Source organism: Klebsiella sp. 2019SCSN059 (genome assembly GCF_021739525.1).
GTDB lineage: Bacteria > Pseudomonadota > Gammaproteobacteria > Enterobacterales > Enterobacteriaceae > Klebsiella > Klebsiella quasipneumoniae.
Window position 1 is genome coordinate 54,611 of record NZ_JAKKOM010000009.1, and the last position, 22,693, is coordinate 77,303.

The window sequence follows — 22,693 nt, forward strand, 5'->3', positions numbered from 1 at the left end:
CATAATTTCTCTGCAAAACAGTAGGTTATTTATTTTTTATTGCAATTCCTCGTTCAAATTCCTTATTTTCTCCATAATTGGTGAGAAACTGTTTTTTACACTTTCATTGTTTTACTCTTGCTCTGACTAATTGACGATTAACGTCGTAAAGTTAATCTCGTCAACACGGCAACGCGCCGTAAGAATAACGTAAAGTAAGGATTGAATGATGAAGAAACTCACTGCACTGTTTGTTGCCTCTACTCTGGCTCTGGGCGCGGCTAACCTGGCTCACGCCGCCGATACCACCACCGCGCCGAGCGACAGCAAGCCGATGATGATGCATCATAAAGGCGGCCCAGGTCAGCATGACATGATGTTTAAAGGCCTCAACCTGACCGATGCGCAGAAGCAGCAGATCCGCGACATCATGAAGAGCCAGCGCGAAAATATGAAGCGTCCGTCCCTCGACGAACGCCGCGCGATGCACGAGCTGATCGCCAGCGATACCTTCGACAAGGCGAAAGCGGAAGCGCAGATCGATAAGATGGAGGCGCAGCATAAAGCGATGGCGCTGTCCCGCCTGGAAACGCAGAACAAGATCTACAACATTCTGACCCCTGAGCAGAAAAAACAGTTCAATGCCAATTTTGAGAAGCATCTGACAGAACGCAACGCGCCGGCAGGTAAAATGCCTGCACCCGCTGAATAATGTAGCGTACTGAATCAAGACCGCCGGTCTTGCCCAATAATGCCATCAGGCGTTGGGCAGGGCCGGCGGTTTTTTCTTTCTGGCTTCTCAGCTAAGCGGGTGCAGCGGGTAGTTGCCGCTGAGCAGAGGTTTACAGAGAATTTTGTAACCATCCTGGTCGAATCCGGCGGGCAGGCGGGTAAGCTCAGCGGCCTGGTCGAGCGAGTCGACGGCCCCCAGCCACAGCCAGTTATGAATGACATGATACTGCGTCATATCAGGGCCGCGCTCCTCCAGCGCCACCGGTCCTGCCCAAGGCCAGCACACCAGCTGCAGCTTGCTCATCTGCGCCAGCAGACGCTGGCGGTGCGCCTCCACGCTCTCCTTTCCACAGCAGGCGCCGGCGCAGCGGCCCAGCGCGGATCGAAAGCAGGCGCGACCGCGGCTGAGCGGCTCCAGACCGAGCAGGCCATAACAGAGGCGCTGTTCGTCAGCGAGGCTCTGCAGCATCTGCAGCGCCGCCCGCCGGTTGGCGAACAGACCATAGAGATGCTGCTGATGAGAGAAATCAACCTCGCGGGCATAGACAATCTGCGGCCGGTCGTCCGCAAGCAGCCAGGCGCAGAGTTGCTTGTTACGCCGTAGCCGCTTGTTAAACAGCGGCTGCTGCTCTTTAATTAACCGCGCCTCCAGCAGCAGGGCCCCCAGCTCGCCAGCGGTGCGCTGCCAGGTAATACGCCGGGACTGACGCAGCATCGCGGCCTCTTCAGGCGTGCGCAGGTGGGAGAGCACCCGGCTGCGCAGGTTAACGCTCTTGCCGATATAGAGCGGCATCGTGTCGCTGTCGCCGTGAAATTGATAGACGCCCGGCAGCTTCGGCAGCGCCTCCAGCCACGGGCGAAGGTGTTCGGGATATTCATAGATCGCCGCCGCCTCAAACTCCAGACGCGGGGCAGATTGCTTTCTGGCCACAATAACTCCTGATACTGTCTATCTATCCAGTATAGCAGGCGGTTTTTGCGGCGAAAAGCGCAAAAAATAACCCCGGCGCGTGCCGGGGCGGGGGAGGGACTATTTTTTCCAGAAATCGTCAAAGACGGTGATGGGCGGCCGACGCTTGTGTTCGGTTTTCAGATACCAGCCTTCGATCGTTTTGGCGATGCTGGGGTCCAGCGTTTTGCCTTCCAGATAATCGTCGATATTCTCATAGGTGACCCCCAGCGCCACTTCATCCGGCAGGGAGGGGCGATCGTCTTCCAGATCGGCGGTCGGCAGCTTCTTATACAGATGTTCCGGGCAGCCGAGATGGGCCAGCAGCTGTTTGCCCTGACGTTTGTTCAGGCGGAAGATCGGGTTGATGTCGGTGCCGCCGTCGCCATATTTAGTGAAGAAGCCGGTAATCGCTTCCGCCGCATGGTCGGTGCCGACCACCACCCCTTTGGTCATCCCGGCGATGCTGTACTGGGCTTTCATGCGCTCACGGGCTTTTTCGTTGCCGCGAACGAAGTCGCTCAGTTCGATCCCCGCTTCGCGGAGGGCCTGTTCGCTTGCCAGTACCGAGGCTTTGATATTCACCGTCAACACGCGGTCAGGCTGAATAAAGGCGATGGCATCCTGGCAGTCCTGCTCATCCGCCTGCACGCCGTAGGGTAAACGGACGGCGATAAACTGCAGGCTGCTGTCGCCAGTTTCGGCGCGCAGTTCATTGATCGCCATCTGGCACAGTTTCCCCGTCAGGGTCGAGTCCTGGCCGCCGCTGATACCCAGCACCAGCGATTTAATAAAAGGGTAAGTCTGCAGATAGGATTTCAGGAAATCGACGCTGCGGCGGATCTCGCCTGCGGCATCAATCTGCGGCTTCGCGCCCAGCGCCTGAATAATCTCTTGTTGTAGCGTCATCGCGCCCTCCGAAAGTGAATCTGTTTGGCAACCTGTTGGCTTAAAGCTACCTCTTTGCCGCTGAAACGACAAGGACCGGGGTTTTGACTGCCGGAAAAGAAGGCAATCAATGACATAGGATTTCATTATAGATGCCCGCGCGCAGGAGAAAGCGCCGGTCGTCGGCGGAGCGTCAATCCTGTTTACGCAATAACACAATCAGACATGATTTCGCTGTTCGGCTTGAAAAATAACACTATTTATTCCAGGCTTATCGTTACACAGTGGAAGAGAGGAACCAAAATGAACAAAAGCTTAGCAGGAATACTGGGCGTCACCGTCGCGTTAACCTTACTCGCGGGCTGTACCGCTTACGATCGTACCAAAGACCAGTTTACCCAGCCGGTGGTGAAAGATGTGAAGAAAGGAATGTCGCGTGAGCAGGTGATGCAGATCGCTGGCAAACCTTCAACGGAAGTGACGATGGTCCATGCCCGCGGCACCTGCCAGACCTATATCCTCGGTCAACGAGATGGTAAAGTGGAGACCTACTTTGTGGCCCTCGACGAAACGGGGCACGTGATGAACTCCGGCTACCAGACCTGCGCTGAGTATGATACGGATCCGCGCAACGCTAAGTAAGCGCCCTACTGTTGACTGAGTTGTACGTAAGCCCGACCACTGGTCGGGCTTTTTTGTGAGTCCTGATGCTTATTTAATTGCGCGAATTATTTGGATGAAAATGTGAGGGTAGTCAAAACCGGAGGTCAATGAGAGACAATTCTGTTCAACAGGGAATTATCACGACGGCTCAGGTTGCCGTATACTCAACCCATAAACAGAATTAACCGGATGTTACCAGTCTTACCGGCTCTCAGCGGTTACTGAAGGCCCTGGTCTCACACATTGAGGAAGCGTTCATGGAAAAGAAACACATTTATCTGTTCTGCTCGGCAGGCATGTCCACGTCACTGCTGGTCTCCAAAATGCGGGCGCAGGCGGAAAAATACGAAGTCCCGGTCATTATTGAAGCCTATCCTGAGACTCTCGCGGGTGAAAAGGGACCGGAAGCCGACGTTGTATTATTAGGGCCACAAATTGCGTATATGTTACCGGAAATTCAGCGCCTGCTGCCGAATAAACCGGTAGAAGTCATCGATTCTCTTCTGTATGGCAAGGTGGATGGTTTAGGCGTATTGAAAGCCGCCGTCGCGGCCATTAAGAAAGCTGCAGCACAATAATTTTAAATTTTAAAACTCGATATAATTTGACGCCTGGCGGCATCCCGTTGCCGGACGTCAAAGAATAAAGAGTTTATTTTCCCGTCAAAGAGTAATTTCATACATCATCGCCGTAATAGTTTATTGCGGCTTTTAAGGGTATTGACTATGAGTAAAGTGATCGACTCGCTTGAAAAGGTACTCCTTCCTTTTGCAGTGAAAATAGGAAAGCAGCCGCATATTAATGCGATTAAAAATGGATTCATTAAATTAATGCCGTTGACCCTCGCCGGGGCCATGTTTGTATTAATTAACAACGTTTTTCTGAGCTTCGGCGAAGGCTCTTTCTTTTATTCCATGGGCATTCGCCTGGATGCCTCCACCATTGAAACCTTAAACGGTTTTAAGGCTATCGGCGGTAACGTCTATAACGGCACCCTCGGCATTATGTCGCTGATGGCGCCATTCTTTATTGGCTCCGCGCTGGCGGAAGAGCGCAAAGTCGACCCGATGGCCGCAGGCCTGTTGGCGGTCGCGGCCTTCATGACCGTGACCCCGTATAGCGTGGGCGAAGCCTATGCCGTCGGCGCCAACTGGCTGGGCGGGCAGAACATCATCTCCGGCATGATTATCGGTCTGGTCGTCGCGGAGCTGTTCACCTTCGTGATCCGTCGCAACTGGGTAATCAGACTGCCGGACAGCGTGCCGGGGTCGGTATCGCGCTCTTTCTCCGCGCTGATCCCTGGCTTCTTGATCCTCTCCATCTTCGGCATTATCTCGTGGGCCCTGTCGAGCTACGGCAGCAACTTCCACCAGATCATCATGGACTCCATCTCTACGCCGCTGGCGGCGATGGGCAGCGTGGTCGGCTGGGCATACGTCATCTTTAACTCCCTGCTGTGGTTCTTCGGGGTGCACGGTTCGCTGGCGCTGACCGCGCTGGATAACGGCATCATGACGCCGTGGGCGCTGGAAAACATCGCGCTGTACAACCAGTACGGATCGGTTGATGCGGCGATCGAAGCGGGTAAACAGTTCCACTTCTGGGCCAAGCCGATGCTCGACTCCTACATCCTGCTGGGGGGTTCCGGGGCGACGCTGGGTCTGATCATCGCCATCTTTATCGCTTCCCGTCGCGCTGACCATCGTCAGGTTGCGAAGCTGGCGCTGCCGTCAGGCATCTTCCAGATTAACGAACCGATTCTGTTTGGCCTGCCGATCATCATGAACCCGGTCATGTTCATCCCGTTCGTGCTGGTCCAGCCGATTCTGGCGGCCATTACTCTCGCGGCCTACAGCCTGGGGATTATCCCACCGGTGACCAACCTGGCGCCGTGGACCATGCCAACTGGCCTGGGGGCGTTCTTCAACAGTAACGGCAGCGTCGCCGCTCTGCTGGTCGCCCTGTTCAACCTTGGCGTTTCCACCCTGGTCTATCTGCCGTTTGTGGTGCTGTCGAATAAAGCGCAGACCGTCATCGAGCAGGAAGAGAGCGAAGAAGACATCGCTAACGCACTGAAATTCTGATACCGCGCGGTACGGGCAGCGTCCCGTACCGCCTGAGAAATGAGGGAAATATTATGTTTGATCTGGACAACATCGACGCGGTAGAGACCCCGGAAAACGACCTCGAAGAGGTGGTGATGGGGCTGATTATCAACTCCGGACAAGCCCGTAGCCTGGCCTATGCCGCGCTAAAACAGGCCAAGCAGGGGGATTTTGCCGCGGCGAAATCGATGATGGAGCAGTCGCGTCAGGCGCTGAGCGAGGCGCATCGCGTGCAGACCCAGCTTATCGAAAGCGACGAGGGCGAAGGGAAAATGAAGGTCAGCCTGGTGCTGGTGCATGCTCAGGATCACCTGATGACCTCCATGCTGGCCCGCGAGCTGGTTGCGGAATTGATTGAGCTGCACGAGAAGGTACAATAGGCCATCACGACGATGAGGCAGCCCAGGATGATGACCACCGAGATCAGTACCGCCAGAGAACAGCAGTTGTTCAACGGGAAGAACTTTCATGTGGTCATCTATAACAAAACGGAAAGCGTGAGCGGGCTCCACCAGCATGATTACTACGAATTTACCGTCGTATTAACCGGGCGCTATTACCAGGAGATCAATGGCAAACGGGTGCTGCTGGAGCGCGGGGATTTTGTCTTTATCCCGATGGGCTCGCACCACCAGAGCTTCTACGAATTTGGTGCGACGCGCATCCTTAACGTCGGCATCAGCAGGCGCTTCTTTGAGAAACACTATCTGCCGCTGCTGCCGTTTGGCCTGGTGGCGTCGCAGGTCTATGCCGTGCAGAGCGCTTTTCTCGGCTATATTGAGTCGGTCATTGCCTCACTCAATTTTCGCGAAACGGAATTTGACGAATTTATCGAGCTGGTCTCCTTTTATGTCATTAACCGTTTACGTCACTATCGCGAAGAGCCGGTTGCAGACGTGGTTCCACAATGGTTAAAAAATACCGTTGAGGCCATGCACGATAAACTGGAGTTTGGCGAGAGCGCCCTCGAGAATATGGTTCGGCTATCGGGCAAAACGCAGGAATATTTAACCCGGGCGACCCAGCGCTATTATGGTAAAACACCGATGCAGATAATTAACGATATCCGTATCAACTTTGCCAAAAAGCAGCTGGAAATTACCAACTATTCGGTGACGGATATTGCCTATGAATCAGGGTACAGCAGCCCGAGCCTGTTTATTAAAACCTTTAAAAAGCTGACCTCGTTTACGCCGAGCAGTTACCGCAAACATTTGACCAGTATTAATTAAACCCGCGCGGTATTAGCCGCCCGGCTTACACCGTAACTAATTTAAGTTAACTGTCCGCATTTATGCGGAGAGCGGCCTGCGCCCAGGCGCAGCGCCTAAGGGAGAAAAAAATGAGCCAGAAATTAAAAGTCGTCACCATTGGCGGCGGTAGCAGCTATACCCCGGAATTACTGGAAGGTTTCCTGAAACGTTATCATGAACTGCCGGTGACAGAGCTGTGGCTGGTGGATGTGGAAGAGGGCCAGGAGAAGCTCGATATTATCCATGCGCTGTGCGAGCGGATGGTGGAAAAAGCCGGCGTGCCGATGAAGGTTTATAAAACGCTGGACCGCCGCGAGGCGCTGCAGGGCGCGGATTTCGTTACCACCCAGCTGCGGGTGGGCCAGCTGAAGGCGCGTGAAAAAGATGAGCGCATCCCGCTGAGCCACGGCTATCTTGGCCAGGAGACCAACGGGGCGGGCGGGCTGTTTAAAGGGCTGCGCACCATCCCGGTGATTTTCGACATCGTGAAAGATGTGCAGGAGATCTGCCCGGACGCATGGATCATTAACTTCACCAACCCGGCGGGCATGGTCACCGAGGCGGTCTATCGCCACACCAGTTTCAAACGCTTTATCGGCGTGTGCAACATTCCCATCGGCATGAAGATGTTCATCACCGACGTGCTGCAGCTCAGCCCGAGCGATGAGCTAAACATCGACCTGTTCGGTCTGAACCACCTGGTGTTCGTCCGCGACGTGCTGGTTAACGGCGTCTCGCGCTTCGATGAACTGCTGGACGGCGTTGCCTCCGGCCGCCTGACCGCGAACTCGGTAAAAAATATCTTCGACCTGCCGTTTAGCGAGGGGCTGATCCGCTCCCTGCGCCTGATCCCATGCTCCTATCTGCTCTATTACTTTAAGCCAAAAGAGATGCTGGCGATTGAGATGGGCGAGTACTATAAGGGCGGCGCGCGCGCCCAGGTGGTGCAGAAGGTGGAGAAGCAGCTGTTCGAGCTGTATAAAAATCCGGATCTCAAGGTCAAGCCGAAGGAGCTGGAGCAGCGCGGCGGCGCCTATTACTCCGATGCCGCTTGCGAAGTGATCAACGCTATCTATAACGACAAGCAGACTGAGCACTATGTGAATATCCCGCATCATGGCCATATCGATAATATCCCGGCGGACTGGGCGGTCGAGATGAGCTGCACCTTAGGTCGCGATGGCGCGAAGCCGACGCCGCGCATCACCCATTTCGACGAGAAGGTGCTGGGGCTTATCTACACCATCAAAGGGTTTGAAGTGGCGGCCAGCCAGGCGGCGATCAGCGGCGAGCTGAACGACGTGCTGCTGGCGCTGAACTTAAGCCCGCTGATCCATTCCGATCGTGACGCCGAGCAGCTGGCGCGGGAGATGATTCTGGCTCATGAAAAATGGCTGCCGAACTTTGCGGCGACGATCGAAAAACTGAAAGCGTAACGGGAGCGGCAAATGGAACGGGTATTGATCGTCAACGCCGACGACTTCGGCCTCAGTAAAGGGCAGAACTACGGCATTATCGAAGCCTGCCGCAACGGCGTGGTGACATCGACTACGGCGCTGGTCAACGGCGCGGCTATTGACCACGCCGCCCAGCTGAGCCGCAGTACGCCGGAGCTGGCGGTCGGGATGCACTTTGTGCTGACGCTGGGCGAACCGCTGTCGGCCATGCCGGGGTTAACCCGCGACGGCCGGCTGGGCAAATGGATCTGGCAGCAGGCGGAAGAAGATACCCTGCCGCTGGAGGAGATTGCCCATGAGCTGGCGTGTCAGTACCGTCGTTTTATCGATCTCTTCGGCCATGAGCCGACGCATCTCGACAGCCATCACCATGTGCATATGATCGCCCCGATCTATCCCATCGTCGCCGCTTTTGCCCGCGACAAGGGCATCGCGTTGCGCATCGATCGCCAGGTGGCGGCGCAGAGCGGTCTCGATCAGCAGGCGGCGCGCAGCAGCGCAGGCTTCAGCAGCGAGTTTTATGGGGAAGCGGTCTCTGAGGCGCTGTTCCTGCAGACGCTGGACGCCTCAATCGCCCGCGAGGAGCGCTCCCTGGAGGTGATGTGTCATCCGGCCTTTGTCGACCAGACCATCATGGGCAGCGCCTACTGCTACCCGCGGCTGGGCGAGCTTGATGTGCTGACCTCTGCCTCGCTGAAAGCGGCGGTGGCCGACCGGGGTTATCGCCTGGGAACCTACCGCGACGTGTAAGCCCGACGGGGGAAAGGAAAGTGAGTCAAGCCCGGCACACCGTGCCGGGCTTTTTGCTACGCCGGAATAGCGGCGATTTTCGGGCTTCTCGACCACACCCGGTGGGCCGTCATCAGCGCGAGCAGTTTATCTGCCGCCGGGGTGTCGAGAGCATCGGTAACGATGACGCCCTCTTCGCCCTGGGCCGGGACCTGGAGAACCGACGTTAACTGCCGCGCATCGCCTGCCAGCAGGATCGGCTTCAGGTGCTTATAGGCCTCCAGCAGGTAGTAGCGCGCATCGCCGCTCTGGCTCAGGGCGCTGAGGTCGCCGCCGGGCACCACCACGGCATCCACCGTCAGCGATGGGGAACCGGCGAAGGTGCCGGCGATCGGCACGGGAGAACCATCGTCGGCGATGACCTCGCCCATCCGCGAATAGAGCAGTTTACTGTGCACGCCCTGAGCCTGTAGCGCCTGCAGGAGATGGACCAGGTCCTGCGCCGAGGTACGCTCATTGAGCAGCACCGCCACCACGCGACCTTTCACATCCCCTTCGGCGTCCGCATAGAGGCTGAGGGTGGGATCTTTCTCCACGCCGTTGACCGGGGAGGGCAGAGTGAGGCTGCGCTGCTCATCGCTCAGTTCGATACCTAAATTCGCCCCGACCGCTTCCGCCAGCCGGGTATCAATATGGGCCAGGTGATCGACCACCCGCTCGCGGATCCAGGTGCGGACCACTTTGCTGAGCTCGAAGCTGAAGCCATCGATAATATGCTGCTGCTCAATCGGCGTCTGGCTCAGCCAGAACAGACGCGGCTGGGCGTAATATTCGCCGAATGAAGGGCTGCGCTGGCGGATCTTCTCGCCGTCGACGCGTTCGGCAAGGGACTCGAAACCGCCGCGTTTGGCGGCTGGCGGCGTCTCGCGCGGCCAGTTGTCGTTGATCGAGTTGGGTTCGTAGTTGGCCGGGTTGGTGTCAATCTCCATCCGGTGCATACCGTCGCGCTGGAAGTTGTGGTACGGGCAGGTTGGCCGGTTGATCGGGATTTCATGGAAATTCGGTCCGCCGAGGCGGCTAATCTGCGTATCGGTGTAGGAAAAGAGACGCCCCTGCAGCAGCGGATCGTTGCTGAAATCGATGCCCGGTACGATATGCCCGGGATGGAAGGCCGCCTGTTCGTTCTCGGCAAAGAAGTTGTCCGGGTTGCGGTTGAGGACCATTTTGCCGACCCGTTGCACCGGCACCAGCGCCTCAGGGATCAGCTTGGTGGGATCTAACAGGTCGAAGTCAAAATCAAATTCGTTCTCCTCGGGGATCAGCTGCAGCCCGAGCTCAAATTCCGGGTAGTCCCCGGCTTCAATGGCCTCCCACAGATCGCGGCGATGAAAATCGGGGTCACGGCCGGTCAGCTTCTGCGCTTCATCCCACACCAGCGACGCCTTGCCGGCGACCGGTTTCCAGTGGAAGCGAACAAAGGTGGCTTTGCCCTCGGCATTGATCAGGCGGAAGGTGTGGATCCCGAAGCCTTCCATGGTGCGATAGCTGCGCGGGATGCCGCGATCGGACATCGCCCACATCACGTTGTGCAGCGTTTCCGGCTGCAGGGAAACGTAGTCCCAGAAGGTGTCGTGAGCGCTTTGTCCCTGGGGGATGGCCCAGTGGGGCTCAGGCTTCACGGCGTGGACAAAGTCGGGAAACTTCAGCGCGTCCTGAATGAAGAAGACCGGGGTGTTGTTGCCGACGAGGTCAAAAATCCCCTCGTCGGTGTAAAACTTGGTGGCGAAGCCGCGAATATCGCGAACGGTGTCCGCCGACCCCGCGCCGCCCTGCACGGTGGAGAAGCGCACAAAGACCGGGGTGATTTTATCGGCTGCCGAGAGAAAATCGGCTTTGGTCAACGCTGTCAGGCTTTTGTAGGGCTGGAAGTAACCGTGGGCCGCTGAGCCGCGGGCATGTACGATACGCTCCGGAATTCGCTCATGGTCGAAGTGGGTGATCTTCTCCCGCAGAATGAAATCTTCCAGCAGCGTTGGGCCGCGGGCGCCGGCGCGCAGCGAGTTCTGATCGTCGGCAATGCGCACGCCCTGGTTGGTGGTCAGCGGATAGTCTTCTCCGCCTTTGCGCTGCGGCTCCAGGGCGTCAAGTTTGCTGCTGTGGGTATCAGGCGCTTTCAGGCTGCCAGGGGCGGTCGGTTCAGCGCCAGGGGCGGTGGGTTTCGGCGTGGGGCGCCACTCCCGGTCATCCGGCGCCAGCGAGTCGAGACCCGGCTGCGCTTCCTCGCTGCCGTGAACCGGTGCCTGCTGGTGGTGCGGGTTTGGGTGCTTATCAGACATTGCTCGTCTCCTGCTTTCATTGCTAAAAGTGGTCGTTGATAAACCAAAACCCTTCTAACTATAGAACATTACGCTGGCTGCGCCCGGCGAGGGGGCAGGGAGTTATCCTAAAATGCGCATCGGCGGCAGGGGGGCGACGAACGGGGGCACGATCGGCTATGATAGAGGTTTCTGTTTCCCGCTTTGCTTAGTGAATCCATTTGTTATGAAACCATTGCGCCAACAAAATCGCCCTGTCATTAGCTACGTGCCGCGCGTGGAGCCTGCGCCCCCGGAACATGCCGTGAAAATGGACCATTTTCGCGATGTCTGGATTTTGCGCGGGAAGTATGTCGCCTTTCTGCTGATGGGGGAGCATTTCCGCCGTTCACCGGCGTTCAGCGTGCCGGAGTCGGCGCAGCGCTGGGCTAACCAGGTGCGTCAGGAAGGTGAGATTGAAGCCTGAATCTGCTGCAGAAATAAAAAAACCGCTGATTATCAGCGGTTTTTTTGTGCTTACCGTTTAGCGATGCGCCAGTTCGGCCTCTTCTTCGCTATCGAAAATCGACTTGTCGGTCTGGCGCAGCCACTGGCTGGTCAGCGTCCCGGCGGTCATGGAGCCGTTAACGTTCAGCGCGGTACGCCCCATATCGATCAGGGGTTCGACGGAGATCAGCAGCGCCACGAGGGTCACCGGCAGGCCCATCGCCGGCAGGACGATCAGCGCGGCGAAGGTGGCCCCGCCGCCCACCCCGGCGACGCCCGCCGAGCTGACGGTGACGATGCCCACAAGGGTGGCAATCCACATCGGATCCAGCGGGTTGATGCCTACGGTCGGCGCGACCATCACCGCCAGCATGGCCGGGTAGATACCGGCGCAGCCGTTCTGACCAATGGTGGCGCCAAAGGAGGCGGAGAAGCTGGCAATCGACTCCGGTACGCCGAGACGACGGGTCTGCGCTTCCACGTTCAGCGGAATGGAGGCGGCGCTGGAGCGGCTGGTGAAGGCGAAGGTGATCACCGGCCAGACTTTACGGAAGTACTTCAGCGGGCTGATGCCGTTAATCGCCAGCAGCAGGCCGTGAACGACAAACATGATGCCCAGCGCGATGTACGAGGCCACCACGAAGCCGCCAAGCTTGATGATATCCTGTAGATTCGACCCGGCAACCACTTTGGTCATCAGCGCCAGCACGCCGTAAGGGGTCAGCTGCATCACCAGACGAACCAGCTTCATCACCCAGCCCTGCAGGGTATCGATGGCGGTCAGTACGCGCTGGCCTTTTTCCACATCCTCTTTCAGCAGCTTCAGGGCTGCGACGCCGAGGAACGCCGAGAATATGACGATGCTGATGATCGAGGTCGGGTTAGCCCCGGTGAGGTCAGCAAACGGGTTCTTCGGCACGAAGGAGAGGATCAGCTGCGGGACGCTGAGATCGGCCACTTTACCCACATAGTTGCTCTGAATGGCGTTCAGACGGGCGGTCTCCGCGCTGCCCTGGACCAGCCCCTCGGCGGTGAGGCCGAACATGTTGGTCACCAGCACGCCAACCAGGGCGGCGATCAGGGTGGTGAACAGCAGAGTACCGATGCTCAGGAAGCTGATTTTCCCCAGCTGCGAGGCATTGTGCAGGCGGGCCACGGCGCTAAGGATTGACGCGAAGACCAGCGGCATAACGATCATTTGCAGCAGCTGGACATAACCGTTGCCGACGATATTGAACCACTGGATGGAATCTTTCAGCACCTGGCTGTCAGACCCATAGATCAGCTGTAGCGCCAGACCGAAGATCACGCCAATCGCCAGGCCGACCAGGACCTTCCTGGCCAGGCTCCACTGTTTATGGCGAGTTTGCCCCAGCGCAAACAGCAATACGGCGAACACGACTACGTTCGCTATTAATGGAAAGTTCATCCCCGTTCTCCTGATATTTTTATAACCTGGGCTGGTGGATAACCAGCTCTTATGACCGCAAGGTTAGCAGAAGGCGTTATCAAGGACTTATATTCAAATGGAATGGGTTATAACCAAATGGCGTTTTCTGCCGGTTTATCGCCCACTCTGGTGACTTATGAAGCGATTGAAGGTGATCTGCAGGGAATTAATCACCCCGGAAGACCAGCGTATCGCGCTGTTGTCCGCCAGCGTCTGCGGCATCCAGACGGCATAGACGAATAGCGCCATGCATAAGGCGCGCTCCAGCTGGTTGCCTTTGCGCGGCGCAAGGATCGGCAGCCGGAAGCGCCAGCGACACGGCCATAGCAGCGGCACTCCGGCGGGGGTGAGCATATCGGCGAGGATGTGGCTGAGATAGCCCAGCACCAGGCCCTGGAGGGCGTCCGCCGGGACAATCCAGCTGTCAGGCACCTTGAGGTAGAATAGCGTCAGCGCGCCAAACACCGCCAGCAGGCTGTGGGTGAAGCCGCGGTGGCCAAAGGCCCGCGCCACGGGCCTGGAGATCCAGCTCAGCCGCTGGCCAAGAAACGACTTTGGGTGATCGATGTCCGGCAGCAGGCAGGTCAAGACCGCGGAGGGCACAATATGCCACCAGTCGCCCTGCGCCAGCACCGGCGTTAACTCTGCGTTTTTGGCAAATACTGCGCAGGCGATTGAAAAGAAGAGATGGCCTTCCGCCGTCATGATAACACACCCTAAACTGTCGATTCATACAGTATAGGGTTTTTATACAGTGCACGGAAGAGGTGACGGTGTAACTCTTTGTCACAAATTCTCAGCGCGCCAGCCATCCGCCGTCGACGGCCAGGGTATAGCCATGAATATAGTCGGCGGCGGACGAGGCGAGAAACACCGCCGGCCCCTGCAGGTCACCCGGCACCCCCCAGCGACCGGCGGGGATACGTTCAAGGATTGCCTGGTTACGCTCTTCATCTTCGCGCAGCGCCTGGGTGTTATTAGTGGCCATATACCCGGGCGCAATGGCGTTGACGTTGATACCCTGACCAGCCCATTCGTTGGCCAGCAGGCGGGTCAGGCCCAGCACGCCGCTTTTCGAGGCGGTATAAGAGGGGACGCGGATCCCGCCCTGAAACGAGAGCATCGAGGCGATGTTAATAATTTTCCCGCCTTCACCCTGGCGAATGAACTGCCTGGCGACCGCCTGGCAGAGGAAGAAAACCGCTTTCAAATTCAGATCGATGACCGCGTCCCAGTCGCTTTCCGTGAAGGTCAGGGCGTCATGGCGGCGGATAATCCCGGCGTTGTTAACCAGAATATCGACCCGGCCCATCGCTGCTACCGCCTGGTCGACCAGAACGGTCATATCATCCTGATGGCTGAGATCCGCCTGAATGGCATGAAAGCGGCGGCCCAGCGCCTCAACCTGCGCGGCCGTGTCGTGGGGAATTTTGCGGTTGATGCCGACGATATCGCATCCGGCCTGCGCCAGGCCCAGCGTCATTCCCTGTCCCAGGCCGGTATCGCAACCGGTCACGATGGCGACCTTACCCGTCAGGTCGAAGGCGTTCAGTACCATATTCACCTCTGTGTGCTGATCTTCAGGCGTACGATGACGCCACCTGTGCCCAGCATAGAGGCAGGAAAACAAAATTACAATTAAAATGAAACGCTGTTTTGATTTTATTGCCGGCGGCGTGACGGCGATCGCGTCAGCCGCCAGCGGCCTTACCCGAGCAGCGCCTCGACGGTCAGGGCCTGCAGTGACGGCAGCTTGACGTCTGCCAGCACAAAGCGCGGGTCGCGGCTGTTCTCCGCTTCCGGCACCACGATAGCGCGCATGCGTGCAGCTTTGCTGGCGATCATGCCGTTGACCGAGTCCTCCAGCGCGACGCAGCGCTGTGGGTCGACCCCGAGGGCGGCGGCGCAGTTGAGATACACCTGCGGGTGCGGTTTGCTCCAGGGCAGATGCTCCGCCGAGGCGAGGGCATCAAACTGATCGCGCAGCTCGAACATATTGAGCACTTTCTCCAGCATCACCAGCGGCGAGGCTGAGGCCAGCCCAACCTTCAACCCCTGGGCTTTACACAGGGCCACCGCCTCGCGCACCCCCGGCAGCAGCGGACGTGAGGCTTCCACCAGTTCAATGGCGCGACGGATAATGCGCGCGGTGGCTTCCGCGCGGTCCACGCCGCGCCACGGCTGCTGCGCGTACCACAGATCCACCACCAGGTCGATTCGCAGACCCAGCAGGTCGGGCAGTTCATCGCGGCGGCGGGTATCCACCCCCAGGCTCTCCATGACCTCGACCTCCGCCTGATCCCAAAGCGGCTCAGAGTCAATCAGCAACCCGTCCATATCAAAAATCGCAGCCTCAATGCGGCGCTTCGCTGACATATGTCCTTCTCCTGTTGCGTAATCAGATAAACGAATCGGCATTCATGGTATATCATACCGCGCGTTATTGGGCGAAATTCGCCGTGGAAGATAGACTTATACCCGACACATTCGGGTAAGCGAGGAGCGCCTGCGCCACGCAACGGGCGGCAGGCGAACCACTAACGCGTCTTTAACAAGGGGAACTCATGACGTACCAACAAGCTGGACGCATTGCGGTCATCAAACGTATTTTGGGATGGGTCATCTTTATTCCCGCCGTGCTGTCGACGCTGATTTCTGTCCTCAAATTTATGTATGAGCACAGTGAAAAGAAACCCGGCATTGACGCGGTAATGATGGATTTTGCGCACGTCATGATTGAGATGATGCGCTTTAACACGCCGTTCCTGAACTTTTTCTGGTACAACTCACCGCTGCCGGATTTTCACCACAGTCTGAACATCGGCTTCTGGATTATCTTCATTCTGGTGTTCGTCGGTATGGCGCTGCAGGCCTCCGGCGCGCGGATGGCGCGGCAGGCGAAATTTCTCCGCGAGGGGATTGAGGATCAGCTGATCCTCGAGCAGGCGAAAGGCGCGGAAGGGTTAACTCGCGAGCAGCTCGCCGAACGCATTGTGGTGCCGCGACATACGATCCTGGTGCAGTATTTCCCGCTGTACGTGCTGCCGGTGATCGTAATTGTCATCGGCTACTTCTTCTTCTCGCTGCTGGGCTTTCTCTAAGCCAGGTGCCCGGTTAGCCGGGCGCCATCTTATTCCGCCGGCAGAGGGCGTGGTTTACCCTGATTATCGACGGCAACGTAGATAAACAGCGCTTCCGTCGCCTTGTAGCGCTGGCCAATCGGTTCTGAAGAGACTTTTTTCACCCACACTTCGATGTTGATGGTTACCGAGGTATTGCCGCGCTTCACGCAGCGGGCATAGCAGCACACCACGTCGCCGACGGCCACCGGGCGTAAAAAGGTCATCCCATCCACGCGCACGGTCACCACGCGACCCTGGGCGATCTCTTTGGCCATAATGGCGCCGCCGATATCCATCTGCGACATCAGCCAGCCGCCAAAAATATCCCCGTTGGCATTAGTATCCGCCGGCATTGCCAGGGTGCGTAAAACCATTTCGCCCTTCGGGGCGAGATCTGTTGTTGTCATGCTCTACTCTGTTGTGGTCAAAGACGATCAGCGGGATGCTACTATGAAAACGGCGGAGAGAGAATAGGGGATAGCGCCCGCGGAGGCGGGCGCAGGCTGCCGGGGAATTAGTGGTGGTCGTCCTGCGGCATATGGCGGTAGATGTAGATCCCGCTCAGCAAGGTAAAGACCAGCGTGAGAGCGGTTAAACCGAAGACCTTAAAGTTAACCCAGATATTCTGCGGCAACCAGAAGGCGATATAGATATTAGCCAGCCCACAGAGGATAAAAAACGCCGCCCACGCCAGGTTTAGACGCGACCAGACCTGCTGCGGCAGGGTCAGCTCTTTACCCAGCATGCGCTGGATAAGCGGCTTTTTCATTACCCACTGGCTGAACAGCAGCGCGCCGGCGAACAGCGCATAGATCACCGTCACCTTCCATTTAATAAACTCATCATTGTGGAAGAAGAGCGTTAATCCGCCGAAGACGGCCACCAGCACGAAGGTGATCAGCGCCATTTTTTCGATTTTACGGTAGCGCACCCAGCTGTAGATCAGCACGATGGCGGTCGCCACAATCAGCGCCGTGGTAGCGGCGTAGATATCGTAAAGCTTGTAGAAGGCAAAGAAGACCACCAGCGGTAAAAAATCCAGAAACTGCTTCATACATCGATCCCGTCTGTCAGGACGGACCGGGAAATTTCCCGGTCCAGGTTAAAATTAGCTACGGATAAGCATATACACGCGGAATAAATAGATCAGCAACAGGGCGGAAATCAGGTTGCTGATGGTGTTGATGACCACCGCGCCGACGTTCGGCGTCAGCACGGCAAAGCTGGAAGCGAACAGCAGCAGCAGGGTTTTCGCCACCAGCCAGCCGATAATGGCCGGCGCCACCAGCCGCAAATTGGCCCAGGCCAGACGCATGCTGCTGCGCATGGCGCTGAGGATGCCCATTTTGTCCTGCACCAGCATGATCGGCGCAAAGGCTAGCACAATGGCCAACAGGACGCCGGGCACCAGCACTAACATCATCCCCATCTGCACCAGGAAGGTGGTGAAGAGGATCAACAGCAGCAGCTTCGGCAGCACCGGCGCCGAGGCGCCGATAGCGCGCAGAGCGCTGACGCGATGACCGGCAGAGACCAGCTGGATGAGCAGCAGGACGCCGCCGGCGAGGATCGCATTGCCCACCAGACCCGAGAAGGTCGATGCCGCCGAGGCGCGCAGCAGAACCTGCTGCTGCTCCGGCGTCATATTCTGCACCAGCTCGAACAGGCCTGCGCTACCGGCGAGGTTATCGCCTTCGCTGAGTATCGACAGCTGCTCGTCGCTGGGTGAAAAGGCATGGCCAAGTACTACCGTAATGAACGCGCACAACAGCGCAATCAGCAAAATGGTAATGAACTGATTACGAAAAAAATTCCCGGTGTCACGGTAGACGGACTTCGCCGTGATAGACATGCATTCTCCTTGAGTGTCGCAGGTGTTAACTAGCCGGCGATTGTACCGCAAATCGTTCCGTCGTAGCACTCTCTGCGCCGGTCAGGGCAGGTATATCTTTGTAAAGAGGCCGCAATGGCGGCAGGCCATAGCGCGCTCGCGCCCGGTTGCAGGCGTCGTTTTCCTCGCCATCTTCCCCGGACATGGCGAATTCGCGACATGGCGAGGGACGGTTTTCATAGATAGTGCAGTGGACGGCGTCGCCGATTTCGCCCGATAGCGCCGCGCAGCGGCCCTGGCGTTGATTGGTGCCGCTCATGCAGCGCAGGAAAGAGGTTAGCGGCTCGGTCAGCGCGGAGGGCACCAGGCCACCCGCGTCGTCGGCTTCCGCCCAGTAGAAAGAGACACGAAAATACGCACAACAGGCACCGCACGTCATGCACGGGTTGATTTCACTCATAATTACACCTGAAAAAAACGCATCAACACAGATTTTCGGCAGTTAACTTATCCAGCCGCCTCAGCGGCGGCAAGAGGGGCAGAAATAATTTTTTTCGCGAAAAGTGAAAATTGATGTGTGTAGGATTCAGCGTATTGCGATCGGTATCAAAAATTAATCTGGATCAATAAATGTTAAATCTAAGGTTTTAGTGTGATCTAAAACAGATCAAACGTAACTCGTTATAGGTATATTTGGCCGCGCTGAAAAACCATAATGAGGAAGTGGATATGAAGAAGTTAGCAGCGGCGGCATTAATTCTAAGCACTCTTTCCACCGGCAGCGTCTGGGCGCATGAAGCGGGTGAATTTTTCATTCGCGCCGGGACCGCCACCGTCCGACCGACGGAGGGCTCTGACAATGTGTTAGGCAGCCTTGGCGGTTTCAACGTCAGTAACAACACTCAGCTGGGTTTAACCTTTACCTATATGGCGACCGATAACATCGGCGTGGAACTGCTGGCGGCAACGCCGTTCCGCCATAAGGTTGGTACCGGGCCAACCGGCACCATCGCCACCGTCCATCAGTTGCCACCCACCCTGATGGCGCAGTGGTACTTTGGCGATGCGCAAAGCAAGGTGCGCCCTTACGTGGGGGCGGGGATTAACTACACCACCTTCTTTAATGAAGACTTTAACGATAACGGTAAGGCGGCCGGGCTTTCCGATCTGAGCCTGAAGGACTCCTGGGGCGCGGCAGGGCAGGTCGGCCTCGATTACCTGATTAACCGTGACTGGCTGCTGAATATGTCGGTGTGGTACATGGATATCGATACCGATGTGAAATTCAAAGCCAACGGCGTGGACCAGAAAGTCAGCACCCGTCTGGATCCGTGGGTGTTTATGTTCTCCGCAGGCTATCGGTTCTAACGCCTGCTGCAAACTGGCCAGCGGACGGCCAGTTTGTTGCCTCCTCACTCCTCCCTGCGATCCCCCTTCGCCTGCGGATCACACTTCCGTCCACTGGCGCAGCAGGTTGTGATACATATTGAGCAGGGAGAGCACCTCTTCTCCGTCGCCAAAGCGCGTTTTGAGCGACTGGATCGTGCGGTCCAGGTCGTAGAGCATCGCGCGCTGCTTATCGTCGCGGACCATCGACTGGATCCACAGGAAAGAGGCCTGGCGTACGCCGCGGGTGACCGGGGTGACGCAGTGCAGGCTGCTGGCGGGATAGAGCACCAGATGCCCGGCCGGGAGCTTCACCCGATGCTGGCCATAGGTGTCTTCAATGACCAGTTCGCCCCCCTCATAGCTTTCCGGTTCGCAGAGAAACAGCGTCGCCGATAAATCGGTCCGCATCCAGCCCGCTTCGCCGTTCTGACGCACCGCGCCATCGACATGAAAGCCGTAGGTCTCCCCCGGCCCGTAGCGATTAAACAACGGTGCGGAAATCGTCCGCGGCAGCGCGGCGGAAAAAAACTGCGGATGGCCGCGCAGCGCGTCGAGTACGGCGGCCTGCAGACGGGCGTACAGCGGCGTGCGGGTATCGATCTGTTGGTTTTGTTTGACGGTCGCCCCCTGGCTGCCAACGGTAACCCGTCAGTCAACCCATTCGGCCTGCGCCAGCAGGCGGGCATATTCAGCCACCTGATCCGCCGTTAACACATCAGGAATGTGATACATCATTGCGGTGTTCTCTCAAAAAGGTGGGGCGCGATGGCCCCACGTACAGACTCAGAAATGGACGTTCGCCGTCAGCATAAAGGTACGGGGTTCGCCTGGATGATAGCGATAGCCGCTCTTGTTGATGGAAGCCACGTAATCGGTATCAAACAGGTTGTACATATTGAGCTGCAGATCGAGGTTGCTGTTGACCCGATAGCCCAGTTTGGCGTCGGCGACCCAGTAGCCCTCGGTGTGATCCGGGGTACCGACCGCACCATCGCTGCCCCGGCGCAGGCTTCCGACATAGCGCACGCCGCCGCCGACGGACAAATCGCTGGTGGCCTGATACTGCGTCCACAGCGTAAAGGCATGTTTCGGGGTGTAGGCCAGCGCGGAAGAGCCATCCTGCGCCACATTCTGCCCCTCCGTCACCTTGGCATGCTGCTGGGTGTAGCCGGCGATGATCGTCCAGTCCGGGGTCAGGTTCCCGGTCGCGGAGAGCTCATACCCCTCCACGCGCTTTTTGCCGTATTGCGACCAGGTTCCGTCATCGTTAGCGGCCACTTCGTTTTCAATATCGGTACGGAATAACGCCGCGCTGAGCAGCATGCGCTTGTCGAGGATCTGCCACTTGGTGCCCAGTTCGCTGGATTTCGCCTTCTGCGGTTTAAAGTCGGTCCGGTTGGCGCTGTTGCCGCTGCCGCTGGCGGCCAGCGCGAAGCTGCTGCCCCCCGGCGGTTGCTGCGAGATGGCATAGTTGACGTAGATATTGCCCTGCTCGGTTAAGCGATACAGCGCCCCGGCCTTCCAGTTAACCAGGTTACCGGATTTGGCGGTATCGACTGTGGTGACCGGGCTGCCGGTCGACTGTCCTGGCGGGCAGGCGACAGCCCCGCGTCCGCTGCCGCCGCAGGCGGTGGCGCTGTCATATTTGGTATGGTAACTGTCGAGACGCAGCCCGCCGTTGATCTCAACCCGATCGGTCAGCGCCAGCGTATCGAAGGCATAAATGCCGAAGGTATCGGTCTGGCCGTTGGCGTTCGCCCCGTTTCTGTCCAGCCCGCCAATCGACAGGCTGCTCACCGGATGATAGAGATTCACCGCCGGGGCGGTCAGGGCGTTGACGCCATAGTTGGTCTGGTTTTCCCGGGTAAACTCCACGCCGGCGCTGACGTCATGGCCTATCGAGCCGGTATTGAAGGTCGAGGTGATATTGGTCTGGTTGGTCAGAATGCGGTTGCTGACATCTTTGGTATTAACCAGCCGTGACCAGCTCCAGGTGTTGACGTCATTGATGTCGGGGGCGGTGATATTGCTCGCGCCGCCCATCACCGCAGTCAGGAGATACTCCTGCTTCACCCGCGACCAGCGGGTGGTATTGCGCACGGTGGTATTGTCCGTCAGATCGTGTTCGAAGCGCAGGGTGCCGCTGTCGGTGGTGGATTTATCGTAATCGGAGTCGGTGCCATAGAAATTGTTGGTATTGACCTTACCGGCGGAATTGAGCGCGGCATACTTCGGCGAAGGCGCTGAATAGCCCGGCAGGCCGACGGTGGGGATCCCGCCATCCGGGGTGTTGTTCTGCCGGACGTGGAGATAGTTCAGATACAGACGGGTGGGCGTATCGAGGCCAAAGGCCAGCGACGGAGCGATGCCGTAGCGCTCGTTCTCAATTTTATCCCGGCCGGCGTCGTGGGTTTTTTCGCCCATCAGGTTGAGGCGAAACGCGGCGTTGTCGCCGAAGGCCTGGTTAAGATCAAGGGTACCCCGGCGCGACCAGGCGCTGCCGATGCTGGCCGAACCGTCGATCCCGGAGTCAAGACGCGGCTGTTTGCTGATCATATTGATCGAGCCGGAGGGGGCGCTGCGGCCATAGTCCGTGCCGGCGGGCCCTTTGATGACTTCCACCTGCTGGGTATTGAAGGTATCCCGCGTCACGCTGCCGATATCGCGAATGCCGTCCACATAAATACTGTTGGAGGTGTCCACGCCGCGCATAAAGATGGCGTCCCCGGTGGTTGAGCTGCCATTCTCCCCGGCGTAAAACGCCCCGACGCCAGGGACGTTCTTGAGGGCGTCAGTCAGGTTGGTGACGCCCTGATCTTTAATGACCTGTTCGGGGATCACGGTGATGGTGCGAGTGGTATCCACCAGCGGTTTATTAAACTTGGGATCGGCGGAGGCCCCGGGAGAATAAAGCGAAGGCGGGGCGGCTTCCACCACCAGCGTCTCTTCATTATTTTTGACTGATTTTTCCGCTGCCATGCCGGTTGCCGGCGCGGCCCCCAGACACAGACCCGTAAACAATGCCAATGAGTTGAAACTGCCAAACGGCAGAGAAGCGTTTTTTTCCATGATAAATGCAGGCTTATTTTTTGTTATTCGCACATATCACGCCGCGCAAAAGCGACGTTATTCGTCGTCTGGCTTGCGCTGACCCGGCGTGACTCCATAAATGATAAAAAGAATAGTTATCATTCGCCTTAATATTTACACAGAAAAGTTGACGTTTAAACTGATTTCTTCACCACCGTTTACAAATTTCATAAATTTTGAACAAAAAAGGCGAGTTAGCTCGGCAAAGGCGGCGGAACAAAGCGGTACATGACGTGGTGACCTGGGAGCAATGAC

Annotated in this window: 23 protein-coding genes and 2 pseudogenes; 12 read left to right on the forward strand and 13 right to left on the reverse strand. The window is 57.5% G+C overall.

All coding sequences use genetic code 11. The features are described from left to right. The first annotated feature begins 205 nt into the window (after positions 1-205). A complete protein-coding gene (gene spy / locus L2I46_RS12290) occupies positions 206-691 on the forward strand; it encodes an ATP-independent periplasmic protein-refolding chaperone Spy (protein WP_072096650.1) in 486 nt (161 codons plus the stop codon). Positions 692-778: 87 nt separating this feature from the next. Here spy and cho read toward each other — a convergent pair whose 3' ends face one another. Both cho and nadE read right to left on the reverse strand, forming a co-directional pair. Beyond that, positions 779-1,642, reverse strand: a complete 864-nt coding sequence (gene cho, locus L2I46_RS12295) for an excinuclease Cho (protein ID WP_023289300.1) — start codon at positions 1,640-1,642, stop codon at positions 779-781. A gap of 99 nt (positions 1,643-1,741) precedes the next feature. Continuing rightward, on the reverse strand, positions 1,742-2,569 hold the full coding sequence (nadE, locus tag L2I46_RS12300; protein WP_023289301.1) for an ammonia-dependent NAD(+) synthetase: 828 nt from the start codon (positions 2,567-2,569) through the stop codon (positions 1,742-1,744). 282 nt (positions 2,570-2,851) lie between these two features. Here nadE and osmE point away from each other — a divergent pair, with 282 nt between their 5' ends. From osmE to chbG, 8 genes and pseudogenes are all read left to right on the forward strand, one after another. Beyond that, on the forward strand, positions 2,852-3,190 hold the full coding sequence (gene osmE / locus L2I46_RS12305) for an osmotically-inducible lipoprotein OsmE (RefSeq protein WP_023289302.1): 339 nt from the start codon (positions 2,852-2,854) through the stop codon (positions 3,188-3,190). Between the two features lie 278 nt (positions 3,191-3,468). Further along, on the forward strand, positions 3,469-3,789 hold the full coding sequence (gene chbB, locus L2I46_RS12310) for a PTS N,N'-diacetylchitobiose transporter subunit IIB (RefSeq protein WP_002901547.1): 321 nt from the start codon (positions 3,469-3,471) through the stop codon (positions 3,787-3,789). Between the two features lie 25 nt (positions 3,790-3,814). Further along, positions 3,815-3,925, forward strand: a pseudogene (locus L2I46_RS12315) (hypothetical protein); the annotation flags it as partial. An 11-nt stretch (positions 3,926-3,936) separates the two neighbouring features. Next, the gene (chbC, locus tag L2I46_RS12320) at positions 3,937-5,295 is read left to right on the forward strand and encodes a PTS N,N'-diacetylchitobiose transporter subunit IIC (protein ID WP_004203823.1); all 1,359 of its coding nucleotides are present in this window, start codon (positions 3,937-3,939) and stop codon (positions 5,293-5,295) included. Positions 5,296-5,348: 53 nt separating this feature from the next. Then, on the forward strand, positions 5,349-5,696 hold the full coding sequence (chbA, locus tag L2I46_RS12325) for a PTS N,N'-diacetylchitobiose transporter subunit IIA (protein WP_023289303.1): 348 nt from the start codon (positions 5,349-5,351) through the stop codon (positions 5,694-5,696). Positions 5,697-5,723: 27 nt separating this feature from the next. Further along, positions 5,724-6,548, forward strand: coding sequence for a transcriptional regulator ChbR (gene chbR / locus L2I46_RS12330; protein ID WP_004203825.1), 825 nt, complete (start codon positions 5,724-5,726; stop codon positions 6,546-6,548). 110 nt (positions 6,549-6,658) lie between these two features. Continuing rightward, entirely contained in the window at positions 6,659-8,005 is a 1,347-nt protein-coding gene (locus tag L2I46_RS12335; RefSeq protein WP_023289304.1) for a 6-phospho-beta-glucosidase, read from the forward strand. Positions 8,006-8,017: 12 nt separating this feature from the next. Continuing rightward, positions 8,018-8,776, forward strand: a complete 759-nt coding sequence (gene chbG, locus L2I46_RS12340) for a chitin disaccharide deacetylase (protein ID WP_032452530.1) — start codon at positions 8,018-8,020, stop codon at positions 8,774-8,776. A 56-nt stretch (positions 8,777-8,832) separates the two neighbouring features. Here the strand turns inward: chbG and katE are convergent, their stop codons facing one another. Next, positions 8,833-11,091 (reverse strand): catalase HPII, encoded by a 2,259-nt coding sequence (gene katE / locus L2I46_RS12345; protein ID WP_023289306.1) that lies wholly within the window; start codon positions 11,089-11,091, stop codon positions 8,833-8,835. A gap of 190 nt (positions 11,092-11,281) precedes the next feature. Here katE and cedA point away from each other — a divergent pair, with 190 nt between their 5' ends. Continuing rightward, entirely contained in the window at positions 11,282-11,536 is a 255-nt protein-coding gene (gene cedA / locus L2I46_RS12350; RefSeq protein ID WP_008807754.1) for a cell division activator CedA, read from the forward strand. A 57-nt stretch (positions 11,537-11,593) separates the two neighbouring features. Here the strand turns inward: cedA and L2I46_RS12355 are convergent, their stop codons facing one another. From L2I46_RS12355 to hxpB, 4 genes are all read right to left on the reverse strand, one after another. Next, positions 11,594-12,985, reverse strand: a complete 1,392-nt coding sequence (locus L2I46_RS12355) for an L-cystine transporter (RefSeq protein ID WP_023289308.1) — start codon at positions 12,983-12,985, stop codon at positions 11,594-11,596. A gap of 135 nt (positions 12,986-13,120) precedes the next feature. Next, positions 13,121-13,711 (reverse strand): metal-dependent hydrolase, encoded by a 591-nt coding sequence (locus L2I46_RS12360; protein WP_023289309.1) that lies wholly within the window; start codon positions 13,709-13,711, stop codon positions 13,121-13,123. 91 nt (positions 13,712-13,802) lie between these two features. After that, entirely contained in the window at positions 13,803-14,564 is a 762-nt protein-coding gene (gene kduD, locus L2I46_RS12365; protein WP_032452531.1) for a 2-dehydro-3-deoxy-D-gluconate 5-dehydrogenase KduD, read from the reverse strand. A gap of 149 nt (positions 14,565-14,713) precedes the next feature. Further along, positions 14,714-15,382: a hexitol phosphatase HxpB gene (hxpB, locus tag L2I46_RS12370; RefSeq protein WP_017898668.1), complete on the reverse strand. Its 669-nt coding sequence runs from the start codon at positions 15,380-15,382 to the stop codon at positions 14,714-14,716. A gap of 188 nt (positions 15,383-15,570) precedes the next feature. Here hxpB and L2I46_RS12375 point away from each other — a divergent pair, with 188 nt between their 5' ends. After that, on the forward strand, positions 15,571-16,107 hold the full coding sequence (locus L2I46_RS12375; protein WP_023283571.1) for a YniB family protein: 537 nt from the start codon (positions 15,571-15,573) through the stop codon (positions 16,105-16,107). A gap of 29 nt (positions 16,108-16,136) precedes the next feature. Here the strand turns inward: L2I46_RS12375 and yciA are convergent, their stop codons facing one another. The 4 genes from yciA to L2I46_RS12395 form a co-directional block, all read right to left on the reverse strand. Continuing rightward, a complete protein-coding gene (yciA, locus tag L2I46_RS12380; RefSeq protein WP_002901629.1) occupies positions 16,137-16,535 on the reverse strand; it encodes an acyl-CoA thioester hydrolase YciA in 399 nt (132 codons plus the stop codon). A gap of 107 nt (positions 16,536-16,642) precedes the next feature. Beyond that, on the reverse strand, positions 16,643-17,182 hold the full coding sequence (locus L2I46_RS12385; protein ID WP_004203842.1) for a septation protein A: 540 nt from the start codon (positions 17,180-17,182) through the stop codon (positions 16,643-16,645). A 54-nt stretch (positions 17,183-17,236) separates the two neighbouring features. Continuing rightward, entirely contained in the window at positions 17,237-17,980 is a 744-nt protein-coding gene (locus L2I46_RS12390) for a YciC family protein (protein WP_023289311.1), read from the reverse strand. Between the two features lie 25 nt (positions 17,981-18,005). Continuing rightward, positions 18,006-18,419 carry a YkgJ family cysteine cluster protein gene (locus tag L2I46_RS12395; protein WP_236947896.1) on the reverse strand — a complete coding sequence of 138 codons (414 nt, stop codon included), beginning with the start codon at positions 18,417-18,419 and terminating at the stop codon, positions 18,006-18,008. 269 nt (positions 18,420-18,688) lie between these two features. Here L2I46_RS12395 and ompW point away from each other — a divergent pair, with 269 nt between their 5' ends. Further along, on the forward strand, positions 18,689-19,327 hold the full coding sequence (gene ompW / locus L2I46_RS12400) for an outer membrane protein OmpW (RefSeq protein ID WP_048334791.1): 639 nt from the start codon (positions 18,689-18,691) through the stop codon (positions 19,325-19,327). A gap of 78 nt (positions 19,328-19,405) precedes the next feature. Here the strand turns inward: ompW and ybiX are convergent. Both ybiX and L2I46_RS12410 read right to left on the reverse strand, forming a co-directional pair. Beyond that, positions 19,406-20,083 (reverse strand): annotated as a pseudogene (ybiX, locus tag L2I46_RS12405) (PKHD-type hydroxylase YbiX). Positions 20,084-20,131: 48 nt separating this feature from the next. Next, positions 20,132-22,417, reverse strand: coding sequence for a catecholate siderophore receptor Fiu (locus tag L2I46_RS12410; RefSeq protein WP_236947897.1), 2,286 nt, complete (start codon positions 22,415-22,417; stop codon positions 20,132-20,134). Positions 22,418-22,693 lie beyond the last annotated feature (276 nt).

Excerpts from the sequence above, each read along its gene's own strand:
- osmE (WP_023289302.1), top strand. The coding sequence starts at position 2,852 with ATGAACAAAAGCTTAGCAGGAATACTGGGCGTCACCGTCGCGTTAACC.
- chbR (WP_004203825.1), top strand. The coding sequence starts at position 5,724 with ATGATGACCACCGAGATCAGTACCGCCAGAGAACAGCAGTTGTTCAAC.
- ompW (WP_048334791.1), top strand. The coding sequence starts at position 18,689 with ATGAAGAAGTTAGCAGCGGCGGCATTAATTCTAAGCACTCTTTCCACC.
- L2I46_RS12385 (WP_004203842.1), bottom strand. The coding sequence starts at position 17,182 with ATGAAGCAGTTTCTGGATTTTTTACCGCTGGTGGTCTTCTTTGCCTTC.
- L2I46_RS12360 (WP_023289309.1), bottom strand. The coding sequence starts at position 13,711 with ATGACGGCGGAAGGCCATCTCTTCTTTTCAATCGCCTGCGCAGTATTT.
- chbG (WP_032452530.1), top strand. The coding sequence starts at position 8,018 with ATGGAACGGGTATTGATCGTCAACGCCGACGACTTCGGCCTCAGTAAA.
- L2I46_RS12375 (WP_023283571.1), top strand. The coding sequence starts at position 15,571 with ATGACGTACCAACAAGCTGGACGCATTGCGGTCATCAAACGTATTTTG.
- chbB (WP_002901547.1), top strand. The coding sequence starts at position 3,469 with ATGGAAAAGAAACACATTTATCTGTTCTGCTCGGCAGGCATGTCCACG.
- L2I46_RS12355 (WP_023289308.1), bottom strand. The coding sequence starts at position 12,985 with ATGAACTTTCCATTAATAGCGAACGTAGTCGTGTTCGCCGTATTGCTG.
- chbA (WP_023289303.1), top strand. The coding sequence starts at position 5,349 with ATGTTTGATCTGGACAACATCGACGCGGTAGAGACCCCGGAAAACGAC.
- katE (WP_023289306.1), bottom strand. The coding sequence starts at position 11,091 with ATGTCTGATAAGCACCCAAACCCGCACCACCAGCAGGCACCGGTTCAC.
- kduD (WP_032452531.1), bottom strand. The coding sequence starts at position 14,564 with ATGGTACTGAACGCCTTCGACCTGACGGGTAAGGTCGCCATCGTGACC.
- chbC (WP_004203823.1), top strand. The coding sequence starts at position 3,937 with ATGAGTAAAGTGATCGACTCGCTTGAAAAGGTACTCCTTCCTTTTGCA.
- L2I46_RS12395 (WP_236947896.1), bottom strand. The coding sequence starts at position 18,419 with ATGAGTGAAATCAACCCGTGCATGACGTGCGGTGCCTGTTGTGCGTAT.
- L2I46_RS12335 (WP_023289304.1), top strand. The coding sequence starts at position 6,659 with ATGAGCCAGAAATTAAAAGTCGTCACCATTGGCGGCGGTAGCAGCTAT.
- spy (WP_072096650.1), top strand. The coding sequence starts at position 206 with ATGATGAAGAAACTCACTGCACTGTTTGTTGCCTCTACTCTGGCTCTG.
- yciA (WP_002901629.1), bottom strand. The coding sequence starts at position 16,535 with ATGACAACAACAGATCTCGCCCCGAAGGGCGAAATGGTTTTACGCACC.
- hxpB (WP_017898668.1), bottom strand. The coding sequence starts at position 15,382 with ATGTCAGCGAAGCGCCGCATTGAGGCTGCGATTTTTGATATGGACGGG.
- nadE (WP_023289301.1), bottom strand. The coding sequence starts at position 2,569 with ATGACGCTACAACAAGAGATTATTCAGGCGCTGGGCGCGAAGCCGCAG.
- L2I46_RS12390 (WP_023289311.1), bottom strand. The coding sequence starts at position 17,980 with ATGTCTATCACGGCGAAGTCCGTCTACCGTGACACCGGGAATTTTTTT.
- L2I46_RS12410 (WP_236947897.1), bottom strand. The coding sequence starts at position 22,417 with ATGGAAAAAAACGCTTCTCTGCCGTTTGGCAGTTTCAACTCATTGGCA.